Consider the following 26,385-nt stretch of genomic DNA (forward strand, 5'->3'; position numbering starts at 1 on the left):
ACGGGTCTCGTCCGTCGAACGTGGTGCGCGCCAGGCAGAGGCGCTTTCGTTCCTGCTACCCCTTACGCTCTTTTCGCGTGAGGGCTGCTCCTTGGTACGGCGACTGTGGAGCGTTCAACCAAGCGGACGCCGAGATTCACCCGGCGCACATTGATTTCGGGGTCGTTGATCCGTTCCAGCAGGAGTTGGATGCCGGCACGGCCAAGCTCACCCCGGTCGATCCGCATCGTCGTCAGCGGCGGGCGGCTGTGCCGGGCGATCGCGATATCGTCGACCCCGATGATCGAGAAGTCTTCCGGAACCGAGTGACTACTCGCTTCGAGAGCTTGCATGACGTTGATCGCGATCAGATCGGTGCTGCAGAAGAACGCGGTTGTGTCGGTGAAACGCCCCTGCTTTATGGCCTGCCGTATCGCCGGAGTGGTGTCGGGCTCTTGCAGGCCCATGCGACCGAGATCAAAGACGTGTCTGTTTTCGTCGAAGGCAATTCCGGCCTCCTCCAGCGCGATCCGGAAGCCTTCAAGGCGCCGGCGTAGCGACAGGCGGTGGGGAATTGTCACGTGCACGATCTCGCGGTGGCCGGCCGCAAGTAATCTTTGTGCAGCGAGCCAGCCGGCAGACCAGTTGTCGGGCAGCACGCATGAGAGCCGCATCGTCCGGTCCATGCCGTTGATGATGACGGCCGGGATGCCGCTATCGACGATCCTGTCGATCATGACGGGATGGTCCATGCCGAGCACGACAAGGGCGCCCGGGCGGATGTCGCGCAGAATGTCAGAGATTTCGCTGATCGCGATCTCCGCATCCAGCGAGACAAGCCTGACGTCGATCCTGAGCGAGCTTGTGCTGGCCTCTGCAAGCACGCCCTGGATCACGTCCTCGTAGAAAGCCGAACTGGCATAAAACTGTGCCGGCATCACCAGCACAGTGCTCTCGACGCCGGCGCGGATCAGCGAGCGGGCCGCCCGGACCTGGTAGCCCAGGCGCTCCGCATGATCGAGGATCTTGCGCCGGCTTTCGTCGCCGACGCCACCGCGATTGTTGAGCACCTTCGATACGGACGCGACCGAAACGCCCGCGGCGTCGGCGATGTCCTTGAGTGTCGGGGCGTTCGATTCGTCATCCATTTCGACGAAGGTTCCTATCTGGCCGGAGTGGGCGAGATTGATCGCGGCTGCATGGTCATGATCGTCCACTACCAGAAGAAGCGCGTGTGCCCAAGCGAACGCATCAGCGCCTCCATGAAATAATAGTCGCCGTAGGGCAGCATCGCATCGGAATAGCCGGCGCTGGCATGGGCTGCGCCATGGGCGAGCAGCCCTTCGGCCTTGGGGTCGCCCGTCAGATCGCAAGTGTCGAGCAGGCCGCCGATCAGGCGATCGCCAAATGCGTACCAGCGTTGTGCCTCCTCCGGTTCACAAAGCCCCGCGAGGATGAAGATGCCGGCCGCCATGATCGCGCCGGCGGAACTGTCGCGGGGCGCTGACTTGGCATCAGGAACCGAATAGTCCCAGACGGGGACGCCGTCGTCGCCCATCAGAGCTTCGGCCTTGGCAGCCAGACGTCTGGCGGCGTCGGCGAAGTGAGGGTTGCCGGTGGTTGCCGCACACTGCGCATAGCCATGGATCAGCCAGGCCTGGCCGCGTGACCAGCAGGAATCGTCCGCATATCCTTGATGGGTCTCCCCGCGCAGGGGCTTACCGCTTGAAGGGTCGAACAGGAAGGTGTGGAAGCTTGTGTCGTCGGCGCGAACCAGGTGCTTCAGGGTTGTTTCGGCGTGGCCATCGGCGGCTTCGGCAAAATCGCCGCGGCCGGTCTCGCGGTGGGCCCAGTGTAGCAGCGCGAGGTTTTGCATCGTATCGACGATGACGCGCCCATTGACGAATTCGGAGCGAATGCCACCGTGGATCGAGCGAGCATTCCAGGCCTGGATATATCGTGCATCCGGGCGATAGCGCTCAAGCAGCCTCGCCGCAGCTTCAAGAGCGAGGTCGCGAGCCTCCCGGTCGCCTGTCAGCAGCCACTCCGCAACGCAGCTCAAAGAAAACTGGAAGCCGAGATCGTGGTCTTGCGCATCGCGATGGCGCAAGATGTCGCGAAAAATGGCGCGGCGGCCCCGGGCGGCGTTCAGGAAGCTGGGATCGCCCGTGAGTTCCAGCGCAAGCCAGAGCTGGCCGGCGTGAAAGCTCACGACCCAGTCAAAGGGCCCGCAATAGCTCCACGTCTGATCCGGCAGGCCAATCTTCGGATTGCGCAGACCGATTGTCGGCATGGTCTGGCGCAATTTGGCAATGCAGCGTTCCAAAGCCTGCTGGTGACGTTCGCGATTGGGGCGATTGCCAACCATTTCGACCGCGTTGAAGTAGCTGTTTCGTTCGATGCGCATGATAAGCCTCACGTTGGTTTCGTGAAGTTTTCGCACAAATACGATAATTTCGTCAACTACGAAACTTTCTGTTGACGGGAAAATTTCTAGCCGCTAGGAGTCGGATGCTCGGGAGGAGCCGGGCATCGCTGGAGAGAGATACAATGTCCACATTAGGGACAACTGAAAGGCCGGCTGCCGGCAGCGGGTTCAGGCTCGCAGAGAGCCTGGCCGGGTACGGCTTTATCACCCCGTGGCTTATTGGCTTTTTTCTGCTGACGCTCGGGCCTGCTGTCGCCTCGTTCTATTTGTCTCTGACCGACTACAGCGGCCTTGGCGCAGCAAACTGGGTTGGCGCGGAGAACTACGTGCGCATCGCGACCGATGATCCGCGCTTCTGGACGGCGATGAACGTGACCTTCACCTTCGTGCTGCTGTCGGTTCCCTTGAAGTTGCTTTTTGCGCTTGCCGTGGCAGTGGCGCTGAACCGGGGGCTTGAAGGCCTGTCGCTCTTTCGTGCGATCTTCTATCTGCCGTCACTGGTCGGCGGCAGCGTCGCCGTGGCGGTCCTGTGGCGACAGGTGTTTGCCGGCGACGGATTACTCAATCAGGCGCTTAACGCGTTGTTCGGTTTCGAAGGGCCAAGCTGGATCTCGAACCCTTCGACGTCGCTTTATACGCTCGTTCTCCTGGCGGTTTGGCAGTTTGGATCCTCGATGATCATCTTTCTTGCCGGTCTGCGTCAGATCCCGCAGGACATGTACGAGGCGGCAAGCATAGATGGCGCCAGCAAGGCCCGGCAGTTCTTCAAGATCACCTTACCGCTTTTGACGCCAGTGATCTTCTTTAATGCCGTGATCCTGACGATCGATGCCTTCAAGGCCTTCACCTCGGCCTTTGTCATCAGCGACGGAACCGGCGGTCCGATCGACTCCACGCTGTTTTACACGCTCTACCTCTACCAGGAGGCCTTCACCAATTTCCGCTTCGGCTATGCCTCGGCGCTGGCCTGGGTCCTGGTGCTCATCATCGCCTTCTTCACCGCCATGTCATTCCTGACAGCCAGGTACTGGGTTCACTACGATGACTGATGCCGCTCTTTCGACGACCACCATCGCTTCGCGCGCCGACGCCGGCGTATCTGGCACATCCCCGTGGAAACGTGCTCTGCTTTATGCGCTGCTCGTCGCGGTCAGCTTTCTCATGCTCTATCCGCTGCTCTGGATGGTCGCGAGCTCGTTCAAGCCGGACAGCGAGATCTTCACCTCGACGGGGCTGATCCCGACTGACCCGACAGTCGATGCCTATCGCCGCGGCTGGACCGGCTTGAGTATCGGCTTTGGCTGGATGTTCTTCAATTCGCTGGTGATTTCGCTGCTCGTCGTCATCGGCAACCTCATTTCCTGCTCGATGGCGGCCTATGCCTTCACGCGCCTGCGTTTCAAGGGGCGCGGTTTCTGGTTCACACTGATGCTCGGCACCTTGATGATGCCGCAGCATGCGGTGCTGATCCCGCAATATGTGATGTTCCTGAAGCTTGGCTGGGTGAACTCCATCCTGCCACTGGTGGTGCCGAAATTCCTGGCGATCGACGCCTTCTTCATCTTCCTGATGGTGCAGTTTTTCCGGGGCATCCCGCGCGAGCTCGACGAGGCGGCCATCATGGATGGTTGCGGCCCGCTGCGCATCTTCCTGAAGGTGATCCTGCCGCTCTCAACGCCGGTGTTGGCGACGGCAGCGGTCTTCTCATTCATCTGGACCTGGGACGATTTCTTTGCGCCGCTCATCTACCTGAATGACATCGAAAAATACACCGCCCAGCTCGGTCTGCGCACCTTCGTCGACTCCACCGGGACGTCGGACTGGGGCTCGCTCTTTGCCATGTCGACGCTGACGGTGCTGCCAATCTTCATCCTCTTCATGCTGTTCCAGCGACTGCTGATCGAAGGCATCGCGACAACCGGCATGAAGCGCTGACACCAACTGGAATTGAGAGATAGGGACGGAAACGATGACGACGCTGGCTTTGAGCAAGATCAAGAAGAGCTTTGGCAATCTCGACATCATCCGCGGCGTCGATCTGGCGATCGGCTCCGGAGAGTTCGTGGTTTTCGTCGGCCCATCGGGGTGCGGCAAGTCGACCCTTTTGCGCATGATTGCGGGGCTCGAGCCGATCAGCGGCGGCGAACTTTCCATCGGCGGCGAGCGCATGAACGAGAAGGAGGCGAGCCAGCGCGGCATCGCCATGGTCTTCCAGTCCTATGCGCTCTACCCGCATATGAGCGTCTACAAGAACATGTCCTTCGGTCTCGAAACGGCAAAGATGCCGAAGCCGGAGATCGACAAGCGGGTCCGCAAGGCCGCCGACATCCTGCAGATTACCCATCTGCTCGACCGCAAGCCGAAGCAACTCTCTGGCGGCCAGCGGCAGCGCGTAGCGATCGGCAGGGCAATCGTGCGCGACCCGAAGATCTTCCTATTCGACGAGCCGCTGTCCAATCTCGATGCGGAGCTTCGCGTCCAGACGCGCGTCGAGATAGCCAAGCTGCACAAGGATATCGGCGCGACGATGATCTACGTCACCCATGACCAGGTGGAGGCAATGACGCTTGCAGACCGCATCGTCGTCTTGCGCGCCGGGGTCATCGAACAGCACGGCACGCCGCTCGAGATCTATAACCGGCCCGCCAACCGCTTCGTCGCCGGCTTCATCGGCTCGCCCAAGATGAATTTCCTCGATGCCGTCGCACGCGACATCCGCGACGGCGGTATCTCGATCGATGTTGCCGGCAGAATTGCGCGGCTCCCGATCGAGGAGCGCATCGCGGTTGGCACAAAGGTCAGCCTCGGCCTGCGGCCCGAACATATCGGTATCGACGCGACCGGCGGGCTCGAACTTGGCGCGCTGACGGTCGTCCATGTCGAGCATCTCGGCGGTCAGACCATCGTTTACGGGCGGCTCACCGACGGGCAGTCGCTGACGGTTGCTCTCGATGGCCAACGCCCGATCACTGCCGGCTCAACGCTGGACGTCCGGATTGCCGCGGAAAACTGCCACCTGTTCGACGGGGCCGGCGACCGCATCGGCCATTGATCGCAAAGAGAGATCTCAAGGAACAAATCATGGAGGAGGAGAACATGATCAACAGACGCCATTTTTTGCGTAACGCCGCGCTTTTCGGGGCCGGCGCCACACTCGCGACGATGCCCGCGTTCCGCGCCTTTGCGGAGGATTCCATGCGCCTTTATTGGTGGGGTACACCCAGCCGCGCCGAGCGCACGCTTGGCGTTGCCAAGCTCTTCGAGGCGGCGCATTCCGGCGCCAAGATCGTCGGCGAAGTGGGCGGGAGCGATTACTGGGCCAAACTGACGACGATGATCGCCGGTGGGAACGCCCCGGACATTTTCCAGCTCGAGCCCAGCCGCTTTGCCGATTATAGCCGCCGGTCCACCAACCTGCCGCTCAACGACTATCTCGGCAAGGTCATCCGCACGGACAAGCTGGTGCCAGGTGTGCTCGATCTTGGAACGGTCGACGGCAAGGTGACCGGTATGCCGTTGTCGCTGAACGCCTTTGCCATGATCTACGACGCTGATGCGGTCACGAAAGCCGGGCTTATCCCGCCTTCGGCCAAAACCACCTGGGACGACTTCGCCAAGTTCTCGATCGACCTTACCAAGGCAATAGGCAAGAAGAACGTCTGGGCGGTTGGAAACGCGTCGCGCTACACATACGCCTTCGAGGCGTTTTTGCATCAGCGCGGCAAGAAGCTCTACACGGAAGCCGGAAAGCTCGGCTATGAGGCCAGCGATGCGGCCGATTGGTTCGGCTATTGGGAGAGCCTCACCAAGAACGGCGGCTGCGTCTCCGCCGAGATACAAGCGCTCGACAAGGTGCTGGTCGACAGCAACCCGCTGGCGACCGGCAACGCGGCCATCGCGATTGCCTTCTCAAACCAGCTCCCTGCCTTCCAGAAGATTTCCAAGAGCACGCTCGATATCACGTCGCTGCCGGTCAGCAGTGCGGATGGTCCCTCCGGACTTTTCTATCGCCCCGGCTTGCACTGGTCGATCGCAAGCACCGCGAAGAACCCGGAACTCGCAGCGCAATTCATCGACTTTTTCGTCAACGACCTGGAGGCCGGCAAGATCCTTCAGGTCGAGCGCGGCGTGCCTGTAAACACCGACGTGCAGACCGCCGTTCTTCCCTCGATCGACGCCACGGCGAAAAAGACGGTCGACTATGTCAACGGCATTGCGGATCGCGTCGGCACCTACCCGCCGGCCGTGCCGCTCGGTGCTGGTGAACTTGACGAGCGCGTCTTCCGGCCGCTCGCCGACAAGGTCGCCTTCGGCCAGCTGACGCCGGCGGAAGCAGGCAACGAACTCGTCTCATCGGCCGACCGCATTCTCAAGGCCTGAGCATCCGCTCCACTTTGCCGGGCCGCGCGGGAAGTCATCCCCCGCGCGGCAATGTTCGAACGGAAACCTTTGGCATGACCGACATGATCTTCCCCGAAACCCTGTTTAAACCGTGGGCGGGCAATCCGCTCAAAAGCCGCGCCGATGTCGAGGCCGCGCTCAAGGCGCTGGTGGAGCCGGTTGAACAATATCGGTCTGCCGGCGGCGCTCGCATCCGGCTGGATGCGCATGCGGCACATTTCGACCAGGCGTCCGCCGACTTGGAGGGCTATTCCCGCCTGCTCTGGGGCCTGGCACCGGCCGAGGTCGGCGGCGCAACGTGGATCGATTGGACGCCGATCGCGCGCGGTCTTGCCAATGGCTGTGATCCGGCCCATCCGGAATACTGGGGCGACCCGTTCGACCGCAGCCAGCGCCTCGTGGAACTCGCAGCGATCGGATTTGCACTGAGGCTCGTTCCAGACAAGCTCTGGGCGCCCCTGTCTACGGCCGAACGGCGAGACGTTGTTGCCTATCTGCTCAAAGGCCATGCCTGCGAATATGGCGACAACAATTGGAAGTTCTTCCGGTTGCTCGTCAGCATGGGTTTGAGACATGTCGGGGTCGATTGTGATCGAGAACTCGACGTCCAGTACCGGCAGGAACTCGACGCGTTCTACCTCGGCGATGGCTGGTATCACGATGGGGATACGCGCCGCGCCGACCACTACATTCCCTTCGCCTTTCACTTCTATGGCCTGATCTTGGCGGCCCTCGATGGCGGCGACTGGACGAAAAGGTATCGGGAGCGGGCCCGACTGATCGCCGGAGACATGGCGAGATGGTTTGCCGATGACGGACCGGCGCTCTGCTTCGGTCGCTCGATGACCTATCGTTTTGCCATTGCCGGCCTCTTCGGCGCCATGGCGCTCGCAGGCGACGAGGAGATCCCCTTCGGACAACAGAAGGGTTACTTCCTGCGTCATCTGCGCTGGTGGGCGAAGCACCCCTTCGCCGCGCGCGATGGCGTGATGCCCGTCGGCTACGCCTATCCCAACCTCATCATGTCGGAACCGTACAATTCCGCGCAATCGCCCTATTGGGCGCTGAAGGCCTTCCTTCCGCTGATGCTGCCGGCGGACCATCCGTTCTGGGCGAGCGATGAGGACGCCTGCCCACAGCGATCCGCCGTCTCCACGCAGCGCCATATCGGATTCCTGATCGCCAATCCGGCAGGGGATGCCATTGCGCTCTCCTGTGGCCAGCACACGAGCGCCGAGAACACCTTCATCCGCTTCGCGCCTGAGAAATACGCGAAGTTCGCCTATTCGGGGCGATACGGCTTCAGCATCGAGAACGATCTCTGGCGGTTCGACAATTCCGTGCTCGAATCCATGATCGGTTTCAGCGATGACGGCGTGCATTTCCGCGTGCGCGAAACCAACGAAGAGGCGCTCGTCGCCGACAACCTTCTCTATGCGCGTTGGCGACCCTTCGCCGATGTCTTGGTCGAGACCTGGCTTTACTGGGACGGCGATTTCCAGGTTCGGCTTCACCGCATCGACACGCCGCGGACGCTCGCCACGATCGAAGGCGGCTTTGCAGTCGGGCGAGACGCCGGCGAAGTTTGCAAACAGGGTGCCGGCCGCGCTGTCGTTGCCACGGCGACGGACCTGTCAGCCATCCTCGACATCGGTTCGACGAACCCTCGTGAGGGCCGTTGCCATATCGCTGCCCCAAACACCAACCTGGTTTCCGCAAAAACCTTGGTTCCGCAATTGCGCGGTACTGTTCCAGTCGGCGTCAGCACGCTCGCCGTCGCCGTGCTTGCGCAGGCCGATGCGACAGAGGGGACAAGGAAACTATCCCGCTTGCCTGCAGCACCCGACGTCGGAGCGCTGCGACGGCGCGTGTCCGAGACGGGGACAACCGTAACGCTGATGCGCGGCGTACCGCTCTGACATCCCTCGATCCTGCCACAACGACCGAAAGACTTGATATGACGATCCCCGATTTTACATCCCGCCACGCGATCGATCCGCTTGCTGCCGCAGCGATGGGAACCGACGAGCTGCGTCACAATTTCCACATTGGCAGTCTGTTTGCGAGCGATCGCGTCAACCTCACCTATACCCATTACGACCGCATGGTGATCGGTGGGGCGATGCCGGTCGAGGCGGAGCTGACGCTCGAAGCCATCAAGCCGATGGGAACGAAGACGTTTCTCGAGCGCCGCGAGCTGATTGCCGTCAACATCGGCGGGCCGGGGCGGGCCGTCGTTTCCGGAAAGAACCATGTGCTCGGTCCCCGTGACATGATCTATGTCGGCATGGGGTCGGACGTGGTGTTCTCGTCGGACGACCGGTCGAAGCCGGCAAAGTTCTATCTGTTGTCAGCCCCCGCGCACCGTACTTACCCGACAGCGCTTTTGACGATCGCGGGCGCGAAACGTCTCAATCTCGGCAGCCTGGAAACATCGAACGAACGATCGATCTTTCAGTTCACCAATGGGATCGAGACCTGCCAGCTGGTCGTCGGAATGACGGAACTGAAAGAAGGGTCGGTGTGGAACACGATGCCGGCGCACATCCATGATCGACGCATGGAGGTCTATCTTTATTTCGACCTTCCGGAGCCGGCGCGGGTTTTCCATTTTCTCGGAGAGCCTTCCGAAACCCGCCATATCGTGATGGCGAACGAAGAGGCGGTGCTGTCGCCGGTGTGGTCTATACATTCCGGTTGCGGCACCTCCAGCTATGCCTTCATCTGGGCGATGGCGGGGGACAATGTCGACTACACCGACGCCGACCCGGTCCCGATGGAGACGTTGCGATGAGCGATCTCTCGGCCTTCAGCCTCGACGGCAAGCGCGTGCTGGTTACGGGTGCCAACACCGGGATCGGCCAAGGCATCGCGGTATCGGTCGCCCGGGCTGGCGGCGAAGTGGTCGCGGTCGGACGCTCGTCCATGGCCGAAACAGTCGAAAAGGTCGAAGCGGCGGGCGGCCGGATCCAGCCGTTTGCCTGCGATCTTAGCGATGGAGAGGCGGTCAAAACGTTGCTTGACCGCGTCTGGGGACAGTGCGGCCCATTGGATGGACTGGTCAACAATGCCGGCATCATTCGTCGGTCGGCCTCCACCGAGCTCTCGGAGGCCGACTGGGATGACGTGATCGACCTCAATCTCAAGGCGGCGTTTCTTCTTTGCCAGGCCTATGGCCGAAAACTCCTGGACGAAAAGCGAGCCGGGCGGATCGTCAATATTGCCTCGTTGTTGTCCTTCCAGGGCGGCATTCGTGTCGCATCCTATACCGCCTCAAAACATGGAGTGCTGGGCATTACCCGCATCCTTGCCAACGAATGGGCAAGCAAGGGCATCAACGTCAATGCGATCGCGCCTGGCTACATCGTCTCCAACAACACCGAGGCGCTGCGCGCGGATGCGAACCGCTCAGCGGCAATCCTTGACCGCATCCCGGCCGGTCGCTGGGGCACGCCCGATGATATCGGCGAGGCTGCCGTTTTTCTCTTGGCGCCGGCATCCCGCTACATGCATGGCGCGGTCGTCCCGGTTGATGGCGGCTGGTTGGCGCGGTGAATTGCGTTGCTGCCGTCCGGGTAGCGATCAGGCCGGCGCAGAGGTTAGCCTGCGGGCAATGTCGAAAAAGGCGCTGACCAGTTTCCCGTTGCTGCGCTCGCGCAAACAGATGAGTGCTTCGTCCATCAGCATCTCGGGCGCTTCGATCTCGATGGGAATGAGGCGGCTGTCCTGCCCGAACTCCGCCGACGAAACGAAGCCGACCCCGCCGCCGGCGGCGACGATCTCGCGCACCGCCTCACGACCTTCGGCTTCGATGAGCGGCGTCAGTTGCACGCCACATTGCTGCGACATCGTTTCGAGCTTTTGGCGGGTCTTGGAGCCTTGCTCGCGCATGACCAAGGGGTGCTTCACGAGTTCAGCGAAAGTCACCTTTTTCTTGCCTTGCAGCGGATAGTCACGGCTCGCAAAGGCTATGATCGGCGTGGAGTTGAGTTTCAGGATGTCGAAGTCGCTCGATTGCGGGATCTCGCCGAGAACGCCGATGTCTGCCTCATAGGCGTGCAGGCTGGTGATGACGGTTTCGGTGTTGCCGGAATCGATCGACACCTGGACGGTCGGATAGGTGCGCCGGAAAGCGGCAAGGATATGCAGCAGGTGATGGGCGGCATCGGCAACGATCCGTAGTTTTCCCGCTCTCAGCGCCCGTGATTCCGACAAAAGATCCAGGGCCTGCTGCTCGACGTCGAACATGCGGCGGGTGACTTCCAGGAGCTGTTGGCCCGCCTGGGTCAGCGTCACCTGCTTCTTGTTCCGGTTGAAGAGGAGGACATCATATTCCTCCTCGAGCTTGCGCACCTGATCCGAGACTGCCGGCTGAGTAAGGAAGAGCGCTTCGGCGGCACGCGAGAAACCGCCGTGGATGGCCACGTTATGAAAGGCGCGGAGCTGGACATAGCGCATGCGTACGACGCCTTCTTGAATAGATTTGAACGATAGTTTGATTAAAACGAACGATTTGATTTATGTAAAGCGGGCGCGGATAGTTTTCGGATTCCACCTCTATCCGGAGCGCGCCTCATGAACCTCCCGGCCGTCGTCCTCGAGCTTGCCGCCGCCACCGTCCTCTTGCTCTACGCCGTCAGCCTCGTGAAGAAAGGTGTTGAGGCGGCGGCAGGCGACATCGTCGCGCGTACCGTCGGTGGCGCCGGTGGACGACCGCGTGCGGCCATCTGCGGCTGCGCGGTTGCCATTGCGCTGCAAAGCTCGACGGCGGTCGCCATGCTTGCCGCCGGTTTTGCCGTCAGCGGCGCGCTGGCGCTTGATACCGGCCTGGCGGTGCTGCTTGGTGCCGATCTCGGCTCGGCGCTTGTCGTCAAGATCCTGTCCTTCGACTTGCATTGGCTGGCGCCGCTTCTGATCGCCGCTGGCGGTCTTGCGCATCTGAAGGCATCGACCCGCAAGTCCGTCGAGACCGGGCGTGCAGTGCTCGGCATCGGTCTGCTGCTGCTCTCGCTGCAGATGATCGGCCATGCGACGCAGCCGCTCTCTCAGAGCCCGATGCTGCCTTCCGTCGTCGCTTTCGTCGGCAAGGATGCCTTGAGCGTGATGATCCTTGCCGCCTTCTTCACTTGGGCGCTGCACTCCAGCGTGGCAGCGATCCTGCTGATCCTGACCTTTGCCGTGAAGGGCATCGTGCCCCTGGACGTCGGCATTCCCCTGGTGCTCGGCGTCAACATCGGCGGCGGGCTCATCGCGCTGTGGCTGACCCGCGGTCTGCCGGTCGAAGGCCGACGCCTGCCGCTTGGTAATCTCCTCTTCCGCGCCCTGTTCGCCGCAGCGATCTTCGGACTCTTTTCGCTGCATTCCCCGTTCGACTGGCTTCCTGGGGAGACTGTGGCCGGCAAGCTGGTCAATCTGCATGTGCTCTTCAACGCTGCCCTGGTTCTCGTCGGGGTGATTTTCTGCGGCCCGATGGCGCGCCTCGTTCGGTTGCTCATGCCGGAGGCCGCCGGTGCCAATGATCGTGCGGCTCATGTCAGCGCGCTTGACCCGGCGCTGATCGACAAACCGGCGCAGGCGCTGGCGGCCGCGGCACGCGAGGTGTTGCACATGGGCAATCTTATCGCCCGGATGCTGGAGCCCGTCATGACCGTCATTCACGCGCCGACACCGCAGGCGGTCAAGGCGCTCAGAAGCATCGATGGCGACATCCACGTGGCCCATAGCGCAATCAAGCTCTACATCGCCGCCGTCAACCGCGGCATCCTGACCGAAGAGCAATCGCGGCGCGGCATCGAACTCACCGAGGCGGCGATCCATCTCGAATATGCCGGAGACGTCGTCGCAAAGAGCCTCCTGCAAATGGCCGAGGAGCGGCTTGCGGGCGCAGGGACCTTCTCGCAGGAGGGATGGCGTGAACTCACCTTGCTGCATGCGGCCGTGTCTTCCAACGTCAGGCTGGCGGCCAATCTTCTCGTCTCCCCGGACCCGGTGATCGCGCGCGAAATGGTTCGGCAGAAGGAACATGTGCGTCGCCTGGTCGAAGAAAGCAGCAAGTGCCATCTGGAGCGGCTTCGGCAGGGCATCGCGACCAGCATCCTGTCGAGCGACATGCATCTCGAGATCGTTCGGGCGCTGAAGGAGGTCAATTCGCTGGTGACGACGATGGCCTATCCGCGCCTGCGCGAGAGCGGGGACCTCCTGGAAAGCCGGCTTGTGCCTGCTGCTTAGATATATAAATTGAAACGATAGATTGATACAAAAGAACGATTTTACAGATAGATGTTTCCGCCCCATTGTCGTTCTCGAACACGCCAACCGCGAGGACGGACAATGCCAAACACCGCTTCTGAAAGAACCATCGCGCCCCTGGAAACACCGAGGCTGGGCGAGCCCTATCTCTTGACGCCCGGCCCGCTAACCACGGCCTATCGGGTTAAGGAAGCCATGCTGCGGGACTGGGGTTCCTGGGATGGCGATTTCCGGGCAATGACCGCCAAGCTTCGCCAGGAACTGCTCGAGATTGCCGGCGATGCCAAGGGCGAGTTCGATTGCGTGCCGATGCAGGGCAGCGGTTCGTTTTCGGTCGAGGCGATGCTCGGCAGCTTCGTCCCGAAGGACGGCCGTGTGCTGGTGCTGATGAACGGCGCCTATGGCAAGCGCATCGCCCAGACGCTTTCCTATCTCGGTCGTGACCATGTGACGATCGACAAGGGCGACTACATGCCGCCACGCGGTCCGGAGGTTGCAGCAGCGCTCGATGCCGACCCTGGAATCACCCATGTCGTGATCGTCCATTGCGAAACGAGCTCCGGCATCCTCAACCCGTTGAAGGAGATTTCCGACACAGTCTATTCCCGCGGTCGCAAGTTGCTCGTCGACTCCATGAGCGCCTTCGGCGCAGTGCCGGCCGGTATCGGCGATTTCCGCTACGAGGCGATCGTTTCTTCCGCCAACAAGTGCATCGAGGGTGTGCCGGGCTTCGGCTTCGTTATCGCCCGCAAGAGCGAACTGGAGGCAGCCAAGGGGCGCAGCCATTCACTCAGCCTCGATGTGCATGCCCAGTGGGACTACATGAACAAGACCGGCCAGTGGCGCTTCACGCCGCCGACCCACGTTGTCGCGGCGTTCCTGGAGGCCTTGCGTCTGCATCGGGAAGAGGGCGGTGTCGCCGGTCGCGGAGCCCGTTATGCCCGCAACCGCGACGTCATGGTCGCGGGCATGCGCGAGGCCGGTTTCGAGACGTTGCTTGCCGACCAGTGGCTGTCGCCGATCATCGTCACCTTCTTCAGCCCGGCCCACCCGGCCTTCGCCTTCGACCGCTTCTACGACCTGATGAAGGACAAAGGCTTCATAATCTACCCGGGTAAGCTGACGGTGGTCGACAGTTTCCGCGTCGGCTGCATCGGTCGCATGGACGAGCATGTCATGCGCCGCGTGGTCGAGGCCGCCCGCAACTCACTCTCCGAAATGGGCGTCGACAGCGCCGCTCCCCCGGCCGTCGCCCTTGAAGAACGTCGCCGTCTCGCTGCCTGAACTGAGGAAATTACGATGAACAAGATGTCCAAGATCACCGTTACCGCCAACCGTCGCACCTATCCCTGGCCGAATGTCCCGGCCATCGCCATCTGCCTCGACGGCTGCGAGCCGGCCTATCTCGACGAAGCCATCAAGGCCGGGCTGATGCCGACGCTCGAGCGCATCCGCAAGACCGGGACGGAGCGCACCGCGCTCAGCGTTATCCCGAGCTTCACCAATCCGAACAACCTTTCCATCGCTACCGGCCGGCCGCCGGCGATCCACGGCATCTGCGGCAACTATCTCTACGAACCGCAGACGGGTAACGAAGTGATGATGAACGATCCACGCTTCCTGCGCGCCCCGACCATCTTCAAGGCATTCTACGATGCGGGTGCGAAGGTCGCCGTGGTGACGGCGAAGGACAAGCTCAGGGCGCTGCTCGGCCACGGGCTGAAGTATGACGAGGGCAGGGCCATCTGCTTCTCGTCTGAAAAGGCGGACAAGACGACCGAGGCGGAAAACGGCCTCGACAATGCCTCGGCCTGGCTCGGTCGCGCTGTACCGGAAGTCTATTCGGCCGATCTCTCCGAATTCGTCTTTGCCGCCGGCGTCAAGCTGCTCAAGGAATTTCGGCCGGATGTCATGTACCTGACGACCACCGACTATGTGCAGCACAAATATGCGCCGGGCGTACCCCAGGCGAACGCCTTCTATGAGATGTTCGACAAGTATCTGACCGAACTCGACGCGCTCGGCGCGGCCATCATCGTCACGGCCGACCACGGTATGAAGCCGAAGCACAAGGCGGACGGTTCGCCGGATGTCATCTACGTGCAGGACCTGCTCGACCAATGGCTCGGCAAGGACGCCGCGCGCGTCATCCTGCCGATCACCGACCCCTATGTCGTGCATCACGGCGCGCTCGGCTCGTTTGCCACGGCCTATCTGCCCGAAAGTGCGGACAAGGAGGAGATCATCGAGCGGCTGCAGGCGATCGAAGGCATCGACGTCGTGCTCTCCCGCCCGGAAGCCTGCGTACGCTTCGAGCTGCCCGACGATCGGATCGGCGATCTCGTGCTGATCTCCTCGGAAAACAAGACGCTCGGCACCAGCGAACATCGCCATGATCTGGCGGCGCTGAACGAACCGCTGCGCTCGCATGGCGGCCTGACCGAACAGGCGGTGCCTTTCATCGCCAACCGCAAACTGCCCGAATTGCTGACATCCGCGTCGTTGCGCAATTTCGATGCGTTCTACTACGCGCTCGTCGCAGCCGCCCAGACAACGCACTAGGGAGGGAGCGATGACCAAGGTGGAAACAGCATTTGCAATTCGCCACGAGCCCATGCGGATCGCCGGCAAGACAGTCGATACCGAAGGGCGCATCGAGGTGCGCTACCCTTTCAACGATGCGGTGATCGGCACGGTGCCTGCGGGCAGCGCCGAGCATGCGCGCAAGGCCTTCGAGATCGCGGCCGCCTACCAGCCGAAGCTGACGCGTTACGAGCGTCAGCGCATCCTGCTCAAGGCTGCGGACCTGCTCGTTGCCCGCAAGGAGGAGATCTCTGATCTGATCACGCTGGAGCTCGGGATCTCCAAGCAGGACTCGCTCTACGAGGTCGGCCGCGCCTTCGACGTGCTGACGCTCTCGGGCCAGATGTGCATTCATGACGACGGCGAGATCTTCTCCTGCGACCTCACACCACACGGCAAGGCGCGCAAGATCTTCACCACGCGCGAACCGCTCAACGCCATTTCGGCGATCACGCCGTTCAACCATCCGCTCAACATGGTGGCACACAAGGTCGCGCCGGCGGTTGCGACGAACAATTGCGTTGTGCTCAAGCCGACAGAACTGACGCCGATGACGGCGCTTATCTTCGCCGACATTCTCTATGAGGCCGGCCTGCCGCCGGAAATGCTCTCGGTCGTGACCGGCTGGCCCGCCGATATTGGCATGGAGATGATCACCAATCCGAACTTCGACCTCATCACCTTTACCGGCAGCGTTCCAGTCGGCAAGCTGATCGCGGCCCACGCCCACTACAAGCGGCAGATCCTGGAGCTCGGCGGCAACGACCCGCTGATCATCCTCAACGATCTGTCGGACGACGATCTCGCAAGAGCCGCGGATCTGGCCGTTGCCGGCGCGACGAAGAACTCCGGCCAGCGTTGCACCGCTGTGAAACGCATCCTCTGCCAGGAGAGCGTTGCCGACCGCTTCGTGCCGCTGGTGCTCGAGCGAGCGAAAAAGCTGAGGTTCGGCGATCCGATGGACCGGGCGACGGACCTTGGCACGGTCGTCCATGCCAAGGCGGCGGAAGTCTTCGAGCGGCGGGTGCACCGGGCAGCGGAAGAAGGGGCGGAGATCCTCTACGATCCCGGCCGTAAAGGCGCCCTCTTGCCGCCAATCGTTGTCGACCGCGTTAAGCATTCGAGCGAACTGGTGATGGAAGAAACCTTCGCGCCGATCATACCGATCGTGCGCGCGCCCGATGATGACGACGCGCTGATCGCGCTCTCGAACTCAACCGCCTTCGGCCTTTCTTCCGGCGTCTGCACCAATGACTTCCGGCGAATGCAGAAATACATCGCCGGGCTGAAGGTCGGCACGGTCAACATCTGGGAAGTGCCGGGTTACCGGATCGAGATGAGCCCCTTCGGCGGCATCAAGGATTCCGGCAACGGCTACAAGGAAGGCGTCATCGAGGCGATGAAGAGCTTTACCAACGTCAAGACATTCTCCTTGCCATGGTGATTTCAAGCGTTTCCCCCGCTGATTCACCCCTCTGGGAGCCGCCATGGCGGCTCCCTTTTTATTTGCTCCCGCAGCGTCGCGGGGCTCTGCGCGACGCGCAATCTTAGATCTGCTCCTTCATCCGGCAGATTGTGCGAAATCGTATCGAAACCTGCCGCCGCCTTGGTCAAGCGCGGTTTCCATGCCCAGTTCTGCGGCAGAACATCCATAGTTTTTTTCTTCTAATCGATAAGAATAATAAATTTTACTTACAGGAAACCGCTGCGCAGAATGTTTCCCGAAGCCGATCACAACAGGGCAACGACAAGATTGTCCGCCGCGCTTCCCCGGTTTTACCAGGACCTCAGAGGAGAACTTCAATCATGAACAGACGCATGCTCTTTGTGCTTGCCGGCGCCGTTTCCGCTGTGCTTCCTGCCATCGCTGCCGCTGAAACGCAGCTCACCGTCTACACCGCCGTCGAAGCCGTCGACCTCGACCGCTACAAGGCGACCTTCGAAAAGGCCCACCCGGACATCAAGATCAACTGGGTGCGCGATTCCACAGGCGTCATGACCGCCAAGCTGCTTGCAGAAAAGGACAATCCGCAGGCCGATGTCGTCTGGGGGCTCGCTGCAACCTCGCTGCTTCTCTTGAAGACCGAAGGCATGCTGGAACCTTACCAGCCCAAGGGCGTCGAGACGCTCGACCCGAAATTCGTCGACAAGGACACGCCGCCGAGCTGGGTCGGCATGGACGCCTATGTCGCGGCTCTTTGCTACAACACGGTCGAGGGCGAAAAGCTCGGCCTCAAGCCGCCGACGAGTTGGAAAGACCTGACGAACCCCGAATACAAGGGCCACGTGGTGATGCCGAACCCGGCATCCTCGGGCACCGGTTTCCTCGACGTCTCCGGCTGGATGCAGATGTGGGGCGAGGAGAAGGCCTGGGACTACATGGACAAGCTCCACGAGAACATCTCCGCCTACACCCATTCCGGCTCCAAGCCGTGCAAGATGGCAGGCGCCGGTGAAGCCGTCATCGGCGTGTCCTTCGAGTTTCCGGGCGCCAAGGCCAAGAGTGCCGGTGCACCGATCGACATCATCTTCCCCGCCGAGGGTTCGGGCTGGGAGGCCGAGGCAACCGCAATCATCGCTGGCACGGCAAACCTCGAAGCCGCAAAGACGCTCGTCGACTGGTCGGTCACCAAGGAAGCGAACGAAATGTACAATGCCGGCTATGCCGTCGTTGCCTATCCGGGCGTCGCCAAGCAGGTCGAGCACCTGCCCGACGACATCGCTTCCCGGATGATCGTCAACGACTTCGAGTGGGCCGCAAACAACCGCTCTGACATCCTCAAGGAATGGCAGAAGCGTTACGACGCCAAGTCTGAACCGAAGAGCTGAGCCTGATCGGCTGGGCGCAGCGCCTTTGCGCTGCGCCCGATCGCATTTCTCGGAAAGAAAATCCCTCAAGCCAGCGGAGCTTGCAGATGAGGCATGCCCTGTCGATCGAACCGACGCCCACCAGCCGTCAGCACTTCGCCGATGACGCGGCCGCGGAGCCGGCCCCCTACTTGCAGATCTCGGATCTCTGGAAGACCTATGGCGATTTCGTCGCGCTTCGCGACATTTCGCTGTCGATTGCCAGGGGCGAGTTCGTCTGTTTTCTCGGCCCGTCCGGCTGCGGCAAGACGACGTTGCTGCGAGCCATCGCCGGTCTCGACCTGCAGACGCAAGGCACCATCCTGCAAGACGGCCGCAATATCTCGACGCTGCCGGCTTCCCGCCGCGACTATGGCATCGTCTTCCAGTCTTATGCGCTCTTTCCCAATCTGACGATCGAGCAGAACATCGCCTTTGGCCTGGAAAACACCGGCCGATCGAAGGCGGGGGTCGCATCCCGGGTCGCTGAACTCTTGGAAACGGTCGGCCTTTCGGCGCACGGCAAGAAGTATCCGGCCCAGCTTTCCGGTGGCCAGCAACAGCGCATCGCGCTTGCCCGCGCCATCGCCATCTCGCCGGGGCTATTGTTGCTCGACGAGCCGCTGTCGGCACTCGACGCCAAGGTTCGCGTGCACCTTCGCCATGAGATCAAGGCGCTGCAGAGAAAGCTCGGTGTGACGACCATCATGGTGACGCACGACCAGGAGGAGGCCCTCGCCATGGCCGACCGGATCGTCGTCATGAACCACGGCGTCATCGAGCAGGTCGGCTCGCCGACCGAAATCTACCGTCATCCCGAAACGCTGTTCGTCGCCGACTTCATCGGCGAGACCAATCAGTTCGAAGCCCGGGTTCTTGGAGATGACGAAGTCGAGATCGGCCACTCCGCCTTTTGCTGTTCGACGGAGGATTTTTCCGCCGGCCATGCGGCAACGGCGGTCGTCCGCCCGGTCGACATCATTCCCCACGGAGCCGATGCCCATGCCGTCAACGCCAGCGACCGGCCGGCCACACCGCAGAACCTGATCGATGCCGAGGTGCGCGAGATGGAGTTCCTCGGCATGTTCTGGCGCACGCGCCTGACGGCCCCGCGTCTCGGCGAGCGCACGCTGGTTGCCGACTTCTCCGTCAACGCGGTGAGACGCCTCCGGATCGAAACCGGCGGCGCCATCCAGGTGGAGATCCCGCGCGAACGCCTGCTGCTCTATCCGAGGGGGGCTGGACGATGAACATGGTTCTGGAAGCACCCCACCTTCCCCTGATCGGCAAGCGGCTGCGCCAGGAATCCTCCAAAGACGACCGCATCAAGCTCGGCTTCATGGCAGTCATCGGGCTATATCTGGTCGTCGCGCTTGGCGCGCCGCTCTTCGTCATGCTGTCGAAGTCGCTGTCGACCTACCGGTTCGAGCTTTCGGCTTTCGAGTTCCAGGTGAGCGACGAGACGGGGGCGAACTGGGGGCCGGTCGTCACCGCCGAAGACCTGAACCGGGAACTCGGGGCGGTGACGGAAGCCGAGCTTTCCAGCAGTTCCGACGGACGGCTCGCGGCCACAAAATTATTCCCGGATTTCAAGTTCCGCAGCCCCGTTCACTACCGTATTCGCGGCACGAACGACGATGCCGCCTTCCTGGTCGGCTCCACCCTCGAAAAGGGGACTGAGTGGCGGGACTATGATTCCGGTACCTTCCGGCGCGTCGTGCTGCGACCCGCGCGCGCTCTGGGTTTTACGAACTTCACGACCTATTTCTCGACGCCGGCGCTTGCGCAGTCGATCTACAATTCCGTGCTGATGGCGGTGATCAGCACGGTGTTCACGATCTCGGTCGCCTTTGCGCTTGCCTACGGCCTGACGCGCAGCTGCATGCCGCTCAAAGGGCTTTTCCGCGGCATCCTGACGATCCCGATCCTGGTGCCGTCACTCTTGCCGGGCATTGCACTCGTCTATCTCTTCGGCAATCAGGGCATCTTCAGGGATTGGCTTTTTGGCTATTCGATCTACGGGCCGATCGGCATCGTCATAGGCTCTGTTTTCTTCACCCTGCCGCATGCCTTCCTGATCATCCTGACGGCGCTCTCGATTGCCGATGCTCGCCACTATGAGGCGGCCGCATCGCTCAAAGCCAGCAAATGGCGGACCTTCACGACCGTCACGGTGCCCGGCGCGCGCTTCGGCATCGTCTCTGCGGCCTTCGTCGTCTTCACGCTTGTCATCACCGATTTTGGCCTGCCCAAGGTGATCGGCGGACAATACGGCATGCTCGCCGTCGACATTTACAAGCAGGTGATCGGCCAGCAGAACTTCGAGATGGGCGCGGTCGTTTCCGTCATCCTGCTGGTGCCGGCGGTGCTTGCCTTTTACGTCGACCGGCACATGCAGAAGCGGCAGGTAGCGCTTCTGTCGGCGCGCGCCGTGCCCTATCAGCCGAAGCCCAATGCCCGCATGGACGGTCTGTGCTTCACCTTTGCCTGCTTCGTCAGCCTCTTCATCCTCGGCATGATCGCCATGTGCCAGATCGCAGCGGTGGTGAAGTTCTGGCCCTATGACCTGACGCTGACAGCCAAGAATTTTGCCTTCGACCTGATGGACGGTGGCGGCTGGGCCGCCTATGGCAACTCGATCCGGCTCGCGCTTTTGACGGCACTCCTCGGTTCGATCGTCGTCTTTGCCGGCGCCTACATGGTGGAGAAGGCCGATGGCTTCCGCTTCGGCCGTGGCCTCTTTCACTTCCTGGCGATGATGCCGATGGCGGTGCCCGGCATGGTGCTCGGCCTTGCCTATATCTTCTTCTTCAACAACCCGGCCAATCCGCTGCACCCGATCTACGGCACGATGACGATCCTCGTCGTCTCGACCGTGACGCACTTTTATACCGTCGCGCACCTGACCGCGCTGACGGCGCTGAAGCAGATGGACCCGGAGTTCGAATCCGTCGCCGCGTCGCTGAAACAGCCCTTCCACCGGCTGTTCTTTCGGGTCACGGTGCCGGTCTGCCTGCCGGCGATCCTCAACATCGCTATCTATCTCTTCGTCAATGCGATGACGACCGTCTCGGCGGTGGTGTTTCTCTACTCGACCGACACCAAGCTCGCGTCAGTCGCCGTGCTAAACATGGACGACGCCGGCGATATAGCGCCGGCCGCGGCCATGGGCATGATGATCTTTTACACTAATGTTGCGGCCAAACTTGTCCACGCGCTGATCGCGCGCGGTCTGCTCGCGCGCACCCAGGCTTGGCGCTAACCCGCAACCAGCCCTTCGCAAAGCGCCGCCGTCCTTCGTTCTGAAGGACGGCGGCGCTTTTGTCCGCGTCACTCTACGCCACCCGGAGCTCCGCCATCACCACTTTGCGGTCGTTTCCTGCGCGCAGGCGCTCCATCTCGTTGAGACGCGAACGCTGCGGCGTAAGGCCGTAGCGTTCGCGGTAGGTGCGGGAAAAGTGCGAGGCGGTGGAAAAGCCGCAGGCGACCGCGATTTCGATGACCTGAAGCGACGAGGTTATGAGCAGCAGGTGAGCGCGCTCGAGCCTGAGGTCGAGATAGTAGCGCGCCGGCGTGCGCCCCATTTCTCTTCGAAACAGGCGCTCGATCTGGCGCCGGGAAAGTCCGGTCGAGGGCCACATGTCGGCGAGCTTCAATGGCTCGGCAAGATTTGCCTCCATCTTTTCGATGACACGGATCAATAGAGGGTTGTCGATGCCGAGACGTGCCTGCAACGGTAATCGCTGGCGCTCGCCGGTCTCACGCAGCCGCTCGCAGAGTGCCGCCTCGCAGATACGGGTGGCCACGTCCCGACCAAGGTCCTCTTCGATGATGTGCAGGAACATGTCGAAGGGCGCGTTGCCGCCGGCGCAGGTATAGATCCCGCCGTCGATCTCAAAGGCGGTCTGGCGCGGGTCCGCGATGAAGAACCGCTCGGAGAAGTCTGGAAAGTGTTCCCAGTGAACGGCGCAGCGACGCTCATCGAGCAGCCCCGCGCGCGCTAGGCAGTAGACGCCGCCGCCAAGCCCGGCGAGGCGCGCGTTGCTGCGAGCGCCTGATCGCAGCCAGGCCTCCAGGGCCCTGTCGGCCGATGGCTTCTTGCGGCCGCCACAGATGACGATGAAGCCCGGATCTGCATCGCGGCCAAACCGGTTGCGTTCGGCCGAGAGCGGCGCCGCTACCGGAATGCCCGTGCCGCAGGATGAAACGGCGGGTGCTCCATCCGCCGCTACAAGGTGCCACCCGTATACCGGGCGGCCGGCCACGTCATTGGCGAGGCGTAGCGCTTCGATCGCCGCGGAGAAGCCATGGAGGGTAAATCCATCGAGCAGGTAGAAGGTGAAGTGGCGAGCCTGCGTACATGGCTGTTGCATTGTCTCTTCCTGAGGGCGTCGAAGTGGTGCGCGGAAAGAATAGTTACATTATGCAACATATTGGACCGTTGCCAATCCCGTTAGAACGAGGATCCGAAGAAATCCGCTCGAAATCCGTGCGGGTGAGGGGCCACTACGCGTGCGCTGCGGCGTGGACAGCCGTTGCAGCTTGTCAAATGGACAAAAATGGACACAGATAGTCACATGTCAGAACAACAAAACGCCCGCGCTCTTGCTCCACGCCGTCACGGCGAGATTCTCAGGCGGCTTGCAGCCGACGGTACCGTTGGTATCACCGAGCTTGCGGATTTCTTCGATGTTTCGCGTCAGACCATCAGGCGCGATCTGAAGCTTCTTGCCGATCGCGGCCAGCTCGATCTTGTCCATGGCGGCGCCACCCTGTTCGAGCCGACGGAAGCGGCCTTCGTCGAGCGGCGGGAGGAGAATGCCGGGCCAAAAGCGCTGATCGGTCGTGCAGCAGCAGGTCTCGTGCGCGACGGCATGGTGCTCTTCCTTGATTCCGGCACGACGACGCTTGCTGTGGCCCATGCCCTGACTGGGCGAAAAAACTTAACGATTTGCACGACTTCGCTATCGATCGCCTTGCTGATGTGCCGACAGCCCCAGGTGCGCGTTCATATGCTCGGCGGCGAAATCGATCCGGATGAAGAAGCGGCCATCGGTATCGATGCGCTCGAGGCGATCAGCCATTTCCGCGTCGACGTCGCGTTCTTAGGCGGCGGGGGCCTGTCGCCCGATGGAGAGGTGACCGACTTTACCCGCAGCGGCGCCGAGCAGCGCTCGCGCATGGTGGCAACGGCGGCCAAAGCCTATTTCGTACTCGACAGTTCCAAGTTCGGACGGCTGACGCCGCTTCGCATTCCCCGCTTCGAAGCCGCCGCCGGAGTGATTGTTGATCGACATCCGCCGGAGGCGATCCGCGAGGCGCTCGAGCGCAAAGGTCCAGCCCTGGTCGTTGCAGAACAACATATGTAATCTTTTGTAACTTTTTGTCTTGTTCTTTGTCCGCGTTTTGTTACCGTGCGGCCTTCCATGGGTTCGGGAGGTCGTTTCATGGCGCAGGAATTTCCAACACAGGCACAGGTCGTCATCGTCGGCGGCGGTATTATAGGCTGCTCGGTCGCGTATCACTTAACCAAGCTCGGCTGGAACGACGTCGTTTTGCTGGAGCAGGGGCAGTTAAGCGGCGGCACCACCTGGCATGCGGCCGGTCTCGTCGGTCAGTTGCGCAGCCACGCCAACATGACGGGCCTCATCAAATATTCGACCAAGCTCTATAGCGAGCTTGAGTCCGAGACCGGCCTTGCCACGGGCTGGAAGAATTGCGGCTCGCTCTCGGTTGCCCGCACGCAAGACCGCATGACCGTGTTGAAGCGCACGGCGGCCTCTGCTCGCGCCCAAGGCGTCGCGATCGAGGTGATCTCGCCGAAGCAAGCGCAGGAGCTCTGGCCGGTCATGGCGATCGACGATCTCGTCGGCGCCGTCTGGCTGCCGGGCGACGGCAAGGCCAATCCAACAGACCTCACGCAGTCGCTCGCCAAAGGCGCCCGCAATCGCGGCGCCCGCGTGATCGAGCGCGTCCGGGTCACAGGCATTTCGACCAAAAACGGCGTCGTCACCGGCGTCGAAACCGATCGGGGGGGCATTGCCGCGGAGATCGTCGTCAACTGTGCCGGTCAATGGGCACGCAAGGTCGGCCAGATGTGCGGCGTCACCGTGCCGCTGCACTCGGCCGAGCACATGTATATCGTCACCGGCCGCATCGAGGGCGTACATCCTGACCTGCCGGTCATGCGCGATCCGGACGGCTACATCTATTTCAAGGAGGAAGTCGGCGGGCTCGTCATGGGTGGCTTCGAGCCGGAAGCCAAGCCCTGGGGCATGGCAGGCATTCCCGACGATTTCGAGTTCGCCCTCTTACCTGACGATTGGGATCAGTTCGAAATCCTGATGCACAATGCGCTGCAGCGCGTGCCGCAGCTTGAAACATCCGAGGTGAAGAAGTTTTACAACGGCCCGGAGAGTTTTACCCCGGACAACAATTTCATTCTCGGCGAGGCGCCCGAACTGAAGAACTTCTTTGTCGGCGCAGGCTTCAACTCCATGGGGATTGCCAGCGCCGGCGGGGCAGGTCGAGCCCTTGCCGAGTGGATCGTAAACCGCGCGCCGACCATGGATCTTTGGCCGGTCGATATCCGTCGCTTCGCGGGCTTCAACAACAATCCGCGCTGGCTTCACGATCGCGTCAAGGAAACGCTCGGTCTGCACTATGCGATGCCTTGGCCGAACCGGGAGCTGGATACGGCACGCCCCTTCCGCCGTTCGCCTCTCTACGATCGGCTTGCCGCCAAGGGCGCGTGCTTCGGTTCGAAAATGGGATGGGAACGGGCCAATTGGTTTGCTGCGGAAGGCGAGCGCCCCGTCACCGAGTATTCCTTCGGTCGGCAGAACTGGCATGAAGCGGTCAAGCGCGAGATGAAGGCAACGCGCGAGGCCGCCGGCATTTTCGACCAGACCTCCTTCGCCAAGCTGCTTGTGCAGGGGCGGGATGCGGCAGCAGCGCTTAACCGCATCTGCGCTGCCGACATCGACGGCGAGATCGGTCGTTCTGTCTATACCGGACTCTTGAACGCGCGGGGCGGCTACGAGAGCGACCTGACCGTCATGCGACTTGCGGCCGATCGCTTCATGCTGATCACAGGTTCGGCCCAAGCGGTGCATGATGCGGACTGGATCCGCAAGAACCTTGCCGCGGACGCCCACGTGACTTTGACCGACGTGACGTCGTCCTATGCAGTCCTGGCGCTGATGGGACCGAAATCGCGCGACATCCTCTCGAAGCTTACCTCGGCGGACATCTCGAACGAGGGCTTTCCCTTCGCGACTATCCGCGAGATCGATATCGGTTACGCCACGGCCTTTGCCAACCGCATGACCTATGTCGGCGAACTCGGCTGGGAACTGATCGTGCCGACAGAATTCGCTGTCGGTGTTTACGAGGCGCTGCACGAGGTCGGTCGCGCCTTCGGCCTGACGGATTGCGGCTACTATGCGCTTGAGGCTTTGCGGCTGGAGAAGGGCTACCGCGCCTGGAGCCGGGAACTGACGCCCGACATCAACCCCTACGAGGCTGGTCTTGGCTTTGCGGTTGCTCTGGGAAAACCCGGCGGCTTTGTCGGCCACGATGCGCTCGTGGCCGCAAAGACCAAGGGCCTGCCCTCGCGCCGCATCGTTCAGTTTACCCTGGACGATCCCTTGCCCATGCTTTGGGGCGGCGAACTGATCCTGCGTGCGGGAAAACCGGTCGGCGAGGTCCGCTCCGCCGCCTACGGTCACACGCTTGGGCGTTCGGTCGCACTCGGCCTGCTTGAAAACCCTGAAGGCGTGGACAAAACGTTCCTCGAGGGGGAGCGCTTCGAGATCGATCTTGCAGGCATTCGCTATGCCGCGACGGTGCATCTGGCACCGGCATATGATCCGCGTGCGCTGAGGGTCAAGATTTAG

Annotated in this window: 21 protein-coding genes; 16 read left to right on the forward strand and 5 right to left on the reverse strand. The window is 61.8% G+C overall.

Annotated elements, in window-relative coordinates:
• Positions 1-62: 62 nt before the first annotated feature.
• A complete protein-coding gene (locus IB277_RS35130) occupies positions 63-1,127 on the reverse strand; it encodes a LacI family DNA-binding transcriptional regulator (protein WP_192358054.1) in 1,065 nt (354 codons plus the stop codon).
• Between the two features lie 68 nt (positions 1,128-1,195).
• Positions 1,196-2,386, reverse strand: coding sequence for a glycoside hydrolase family 88 protein (locus tag IB277_RS35135; RefSeq protein ID WP_192373015.1), 1,191 nt, complete (start codon positions 2,384-2,386; stop codon positions 1,196-1,198).
• A 143-nt stretch (positions 2,387-2,529) separates the two neighbouring features.
• On the opposite strand from IB277_RS35135, the gene IB277_RS35140 reads away from it, so the two are divergent.
• The 7 genes from IB277_RS35140 (at position 2,530) to kduD (ending at position 10,363) form a co-directional block, all read left to right on the forward strand.
• The gene (locus tag IB277_RS35140; RefSeq protein ID WP_034794779.1) at positions 2,530-3,456 is read left to right on the forward strand and encodes a carbohydrate ABC transporter permease; all 927 of its coding nucleotides are present in this window, start codon (positions 2,530-2,532) and stop codon (positions 3,454-3,456) included.
• Positions 3,449-4,342, forward strand: a complete 894-nt coding sequence (locus IB277_RS35145; protein WP_034794776.1) for a carbohydrate ABC transporter permease — start codon at positions 3,449-3,451, stop codon at positions 4,340-4,342. The genes IB277_RS35140 and IB277_RS35145 overlap by 8 nt, the downstream gene beginning before the upstream one ends.
• 34 nt (positions 4,343-4,376) lie before the next feature.
• Positions 4,377-5,459, forward strand: a complete 1,083-nt coding sequence (locus IB277_RS35150) for an ABC transporter ATP-binding protein (RefSeq protein ID WP_034794772.1) — start codon at positions 4,377-4,379, stop codon at positions 5,457-5,459.
• Positions 5,460-5,503: 44 nt separating this feature from the next.
• Positions 5,504-6,787 carry an ABC transporter substrate-binding protein gene (locus tag IB277_RS35155; RefSeq protein ID WP_063894955.1) on the forward strand — a complete coding sequence of 428 codons (1,284 nt, stop codon included), beginning with the start codon at positions 5,504-5,506 and terminating at the stop codon, positions 6,785-6,787.
• A gap of 83 nt (positions 6,788-6,870) precedes the next feature.
• Positions 6,871-8,727: a DUF2264 domain-containing protein gene (locus tag IB277_RS35160; protein ID WP_371813761.1), complete on the forward strand. Its 1,857-nt coding sequence runs from the start codon at positions 6,871-6,873 to the stop codon at positions 8,725-8,727.
• Between the two features lie 38 nt (positions 8,728-8,765).
• Complete coding sequence (gene kduI / locus IB277_RS35165; protein ID WP_192373019.1) at positions 8,766-9,602, forward strand: 5-dehydro-4-deoxy-D-glucuronate isomerase; 837 nt, start codon at positions 8,766-8,768, stop codon at positions 9,600-9,602.
• Positions 9,599-10,363, forward strand: a complete 765-nt coding sequence (gene kduD, locus IB277_RS35170; protein ID WP_034794766.1) for a 2-dehydro-3-deoxy-D-gluconate 5-dehydrogenase KduD — start codon at positions 9,599-9,601, stop codon at positions 10,361-10,363. Before kduI ends, kduD begins: the two co-directional genes overlap by 4 nt.
• 27 nt (positions 10,364-10,390) lie before the next feature.
• On the opposite strand, the gene IB277_RS35175 is transcribed toward kduD, so the two are convergent.
• Positions 10,391-11,266 (reverse strand): LysR substrate-binding domain-containing protein, encoded by an 876-nt coding sequence (locus IB277_RS35175; protein ID WP_034794762.1) that lies wholly within the window; start codon positions 11,264-11,266, stop codon positions 10,391-10,393.
• A gap of 117 nt (positions 11,267-11,383) precedes the next feature.
• Between IB277_RS35175 and IB277_RS35180 the strand changes: the two genes are divergently transcribed.
• The 4 genes from IB277_RS35180 to phnY all read left to right on the forward strand — a co-directional run bounded on the left by IB277_RS35180 (position 11,384) and on the right by phnY (position 17,084).
• Complete coding sequence (locus IB277_RS35180) at positions 11,384-13,036, forward strand: Na/Pi cotransporter family protein (protein WP_034794759.1); 1,653 nt, start codon at positions 11,384-11,386, stop codon at positions 13,034-13,036.
• Positions 13,037-13,138: 102 nt separating this feature from the next.
• Positions 13,139-14,341 (forward strand): 2-aminoethylphosphonate--pyruvate transaminase, encoded by a 1,203-nt coding sequence (locus IB277_RS35185; protein ID WP_060516642.1) that lies wholly within the window; start codon positions 13,139-13,141, stop codon positions 14,339-14,341.
• Between the two features lie 15 nt (positions 14,342-14,356).
• Positions 14,357-15,619 carry a phosphonoacetate hydrolase gene (gene phnA / locus IB277_RS35190; RefSeq protein ID WP_034794753.1) on the forward strand — a complete coding sequence of 421 codons (1,263 nt, stop codon included), beginning with the start codon at positions 14,357-14,359 and terminating at the stop codon, positions 15,617-15,619.
• A gap of 10 nt (positions 15,620-15,629) precedes the next feature.
• A complete protein-coding gene (gene phnY, locus IB277_RS35195) occupies positions 15,630-17,084 on the forward strand; it encodes a phosphonoacetaldehyde dehydrogenase (RefSeq protein WP_034794751.1) in 1,455 nt (484 codons plus the stop codon).
• Positions 17,085-17,107: 23 nt separating this feature from the next.
• On the opposite strand, the gene IB277_RS35200 is transcribed toward phnY, so the two are convergent.
• Positions 17,108-17,293, reverse strand: coding sequence for a hypothetical protein (locus IB277_RS35200; RefSeq protein ID WP_060516634.1), 186 nt, complete (start codon positions 17,291-17,293; stop codon positions 17,108-17,110).
• A 153-nt stretch (positions 17,294-17,446) separates the two neighbouring features.
• Between IB277_RS35200 and IB277_RS35205 the strand changes: the two genes are divergently transcribed.
• The 3 genes from IB277_RS35205 to IB277_RS35215 all read left to right on the forward strand — a co-directional run bounded on the left by IB277_RS35205 (position 17,447) and on the right by IB277_RS35215 (position 21,749).
• Positions 17,447-18,469 carry a putative 2-aminoethylphosphonate ABC transporter substrate-binding protein gene (locus IB277_RS35205; protein WP_034794747.1) on the forward strand — a complete coding sequence of 341 codons (1,023 nt, stop codon included), beginning with the start codon at positions 17,447-17,449 and terminating at the stop codon, positions 18,467-18,469.
• Between the two features lie 86 nt (positions 18,470-18,555).
• Positions 18,556-19,737 (forward strand): putative 2-aminoethylphosphonate ABC transporter ATP-binding protein, encoded by a 1,182-nt coding sequence (locus IB277_RS35210; RefSeq protein WP_034794744.1) that lies wholly within the window; start codon positions 18,556-18,558, stop codon positions 19,735-19,737.
• A gap of 2 nt (positions 19,738-19,739) precedes the next feature.
• A complete protein-coding gene (locus tag IB277_RS35215; protein WP_112984763.1) occupies positions 19,740-21,749 on the forward strand; it encodes a putative 2-aminoethylphosphonate ABC transporter permease subunit in 2,010 nt (669 codons plus the stop codon).
• Positions 21,750-21,822: 73 nt separating this feature from the next.
• Here the strand turns inward: IB277_RS35215 and IB277_RS35220 are convergent, their stop codons facing one another.
• Complete coding sequence (locus IB277_RS35220) at positions 21,823-22,860, reverse strand: GlxA family transcriptional regulator (RefSeq protein WP_034794738.1); 1,038 nt, start codon at positions 22,858-22,860, stop codon at positions 21,823-21,825.
• A gap of 204 nt (positions 22,861-23,064) precedes the next feature.
• Between IB277_RS35220 and IB277_RS35225 the strand changes: the two genes are divergently transcribed.
• The gene (locus IB277_RS35225; RefSeq protein WP_192373021.1) at positions 23,065-23,856 is read left to right on the forward strand and encodes a DeoR/GlpR family DNA-binding transcription regulator; all 792 of its coding nucleotides are present in this window, start codon (positions 23,065-23,067) and stop codon (positions 23,854-23,856) included.
• A gap of 78 nt (positions 23,857-23,934) precedes the next feature.
• Entirely contained in the window at positions 23,935-26,385 is a 2,451-nt protein-coding gene (locus IB277_RS35230; RefSeq protein ID WP_112975319.1) for an FAD-dependent oxidoreductase, read from the forward strand.

Source organism: Ensifer sp. ENS07 (genome assembly GCF_014852185.1).
Lineage (GTDB): Bacteria > Pseudomonadota > Alphaproteobacteria > Rhizobiales > Rhizobiaceae > Ensifer > Ensifer adhaerens.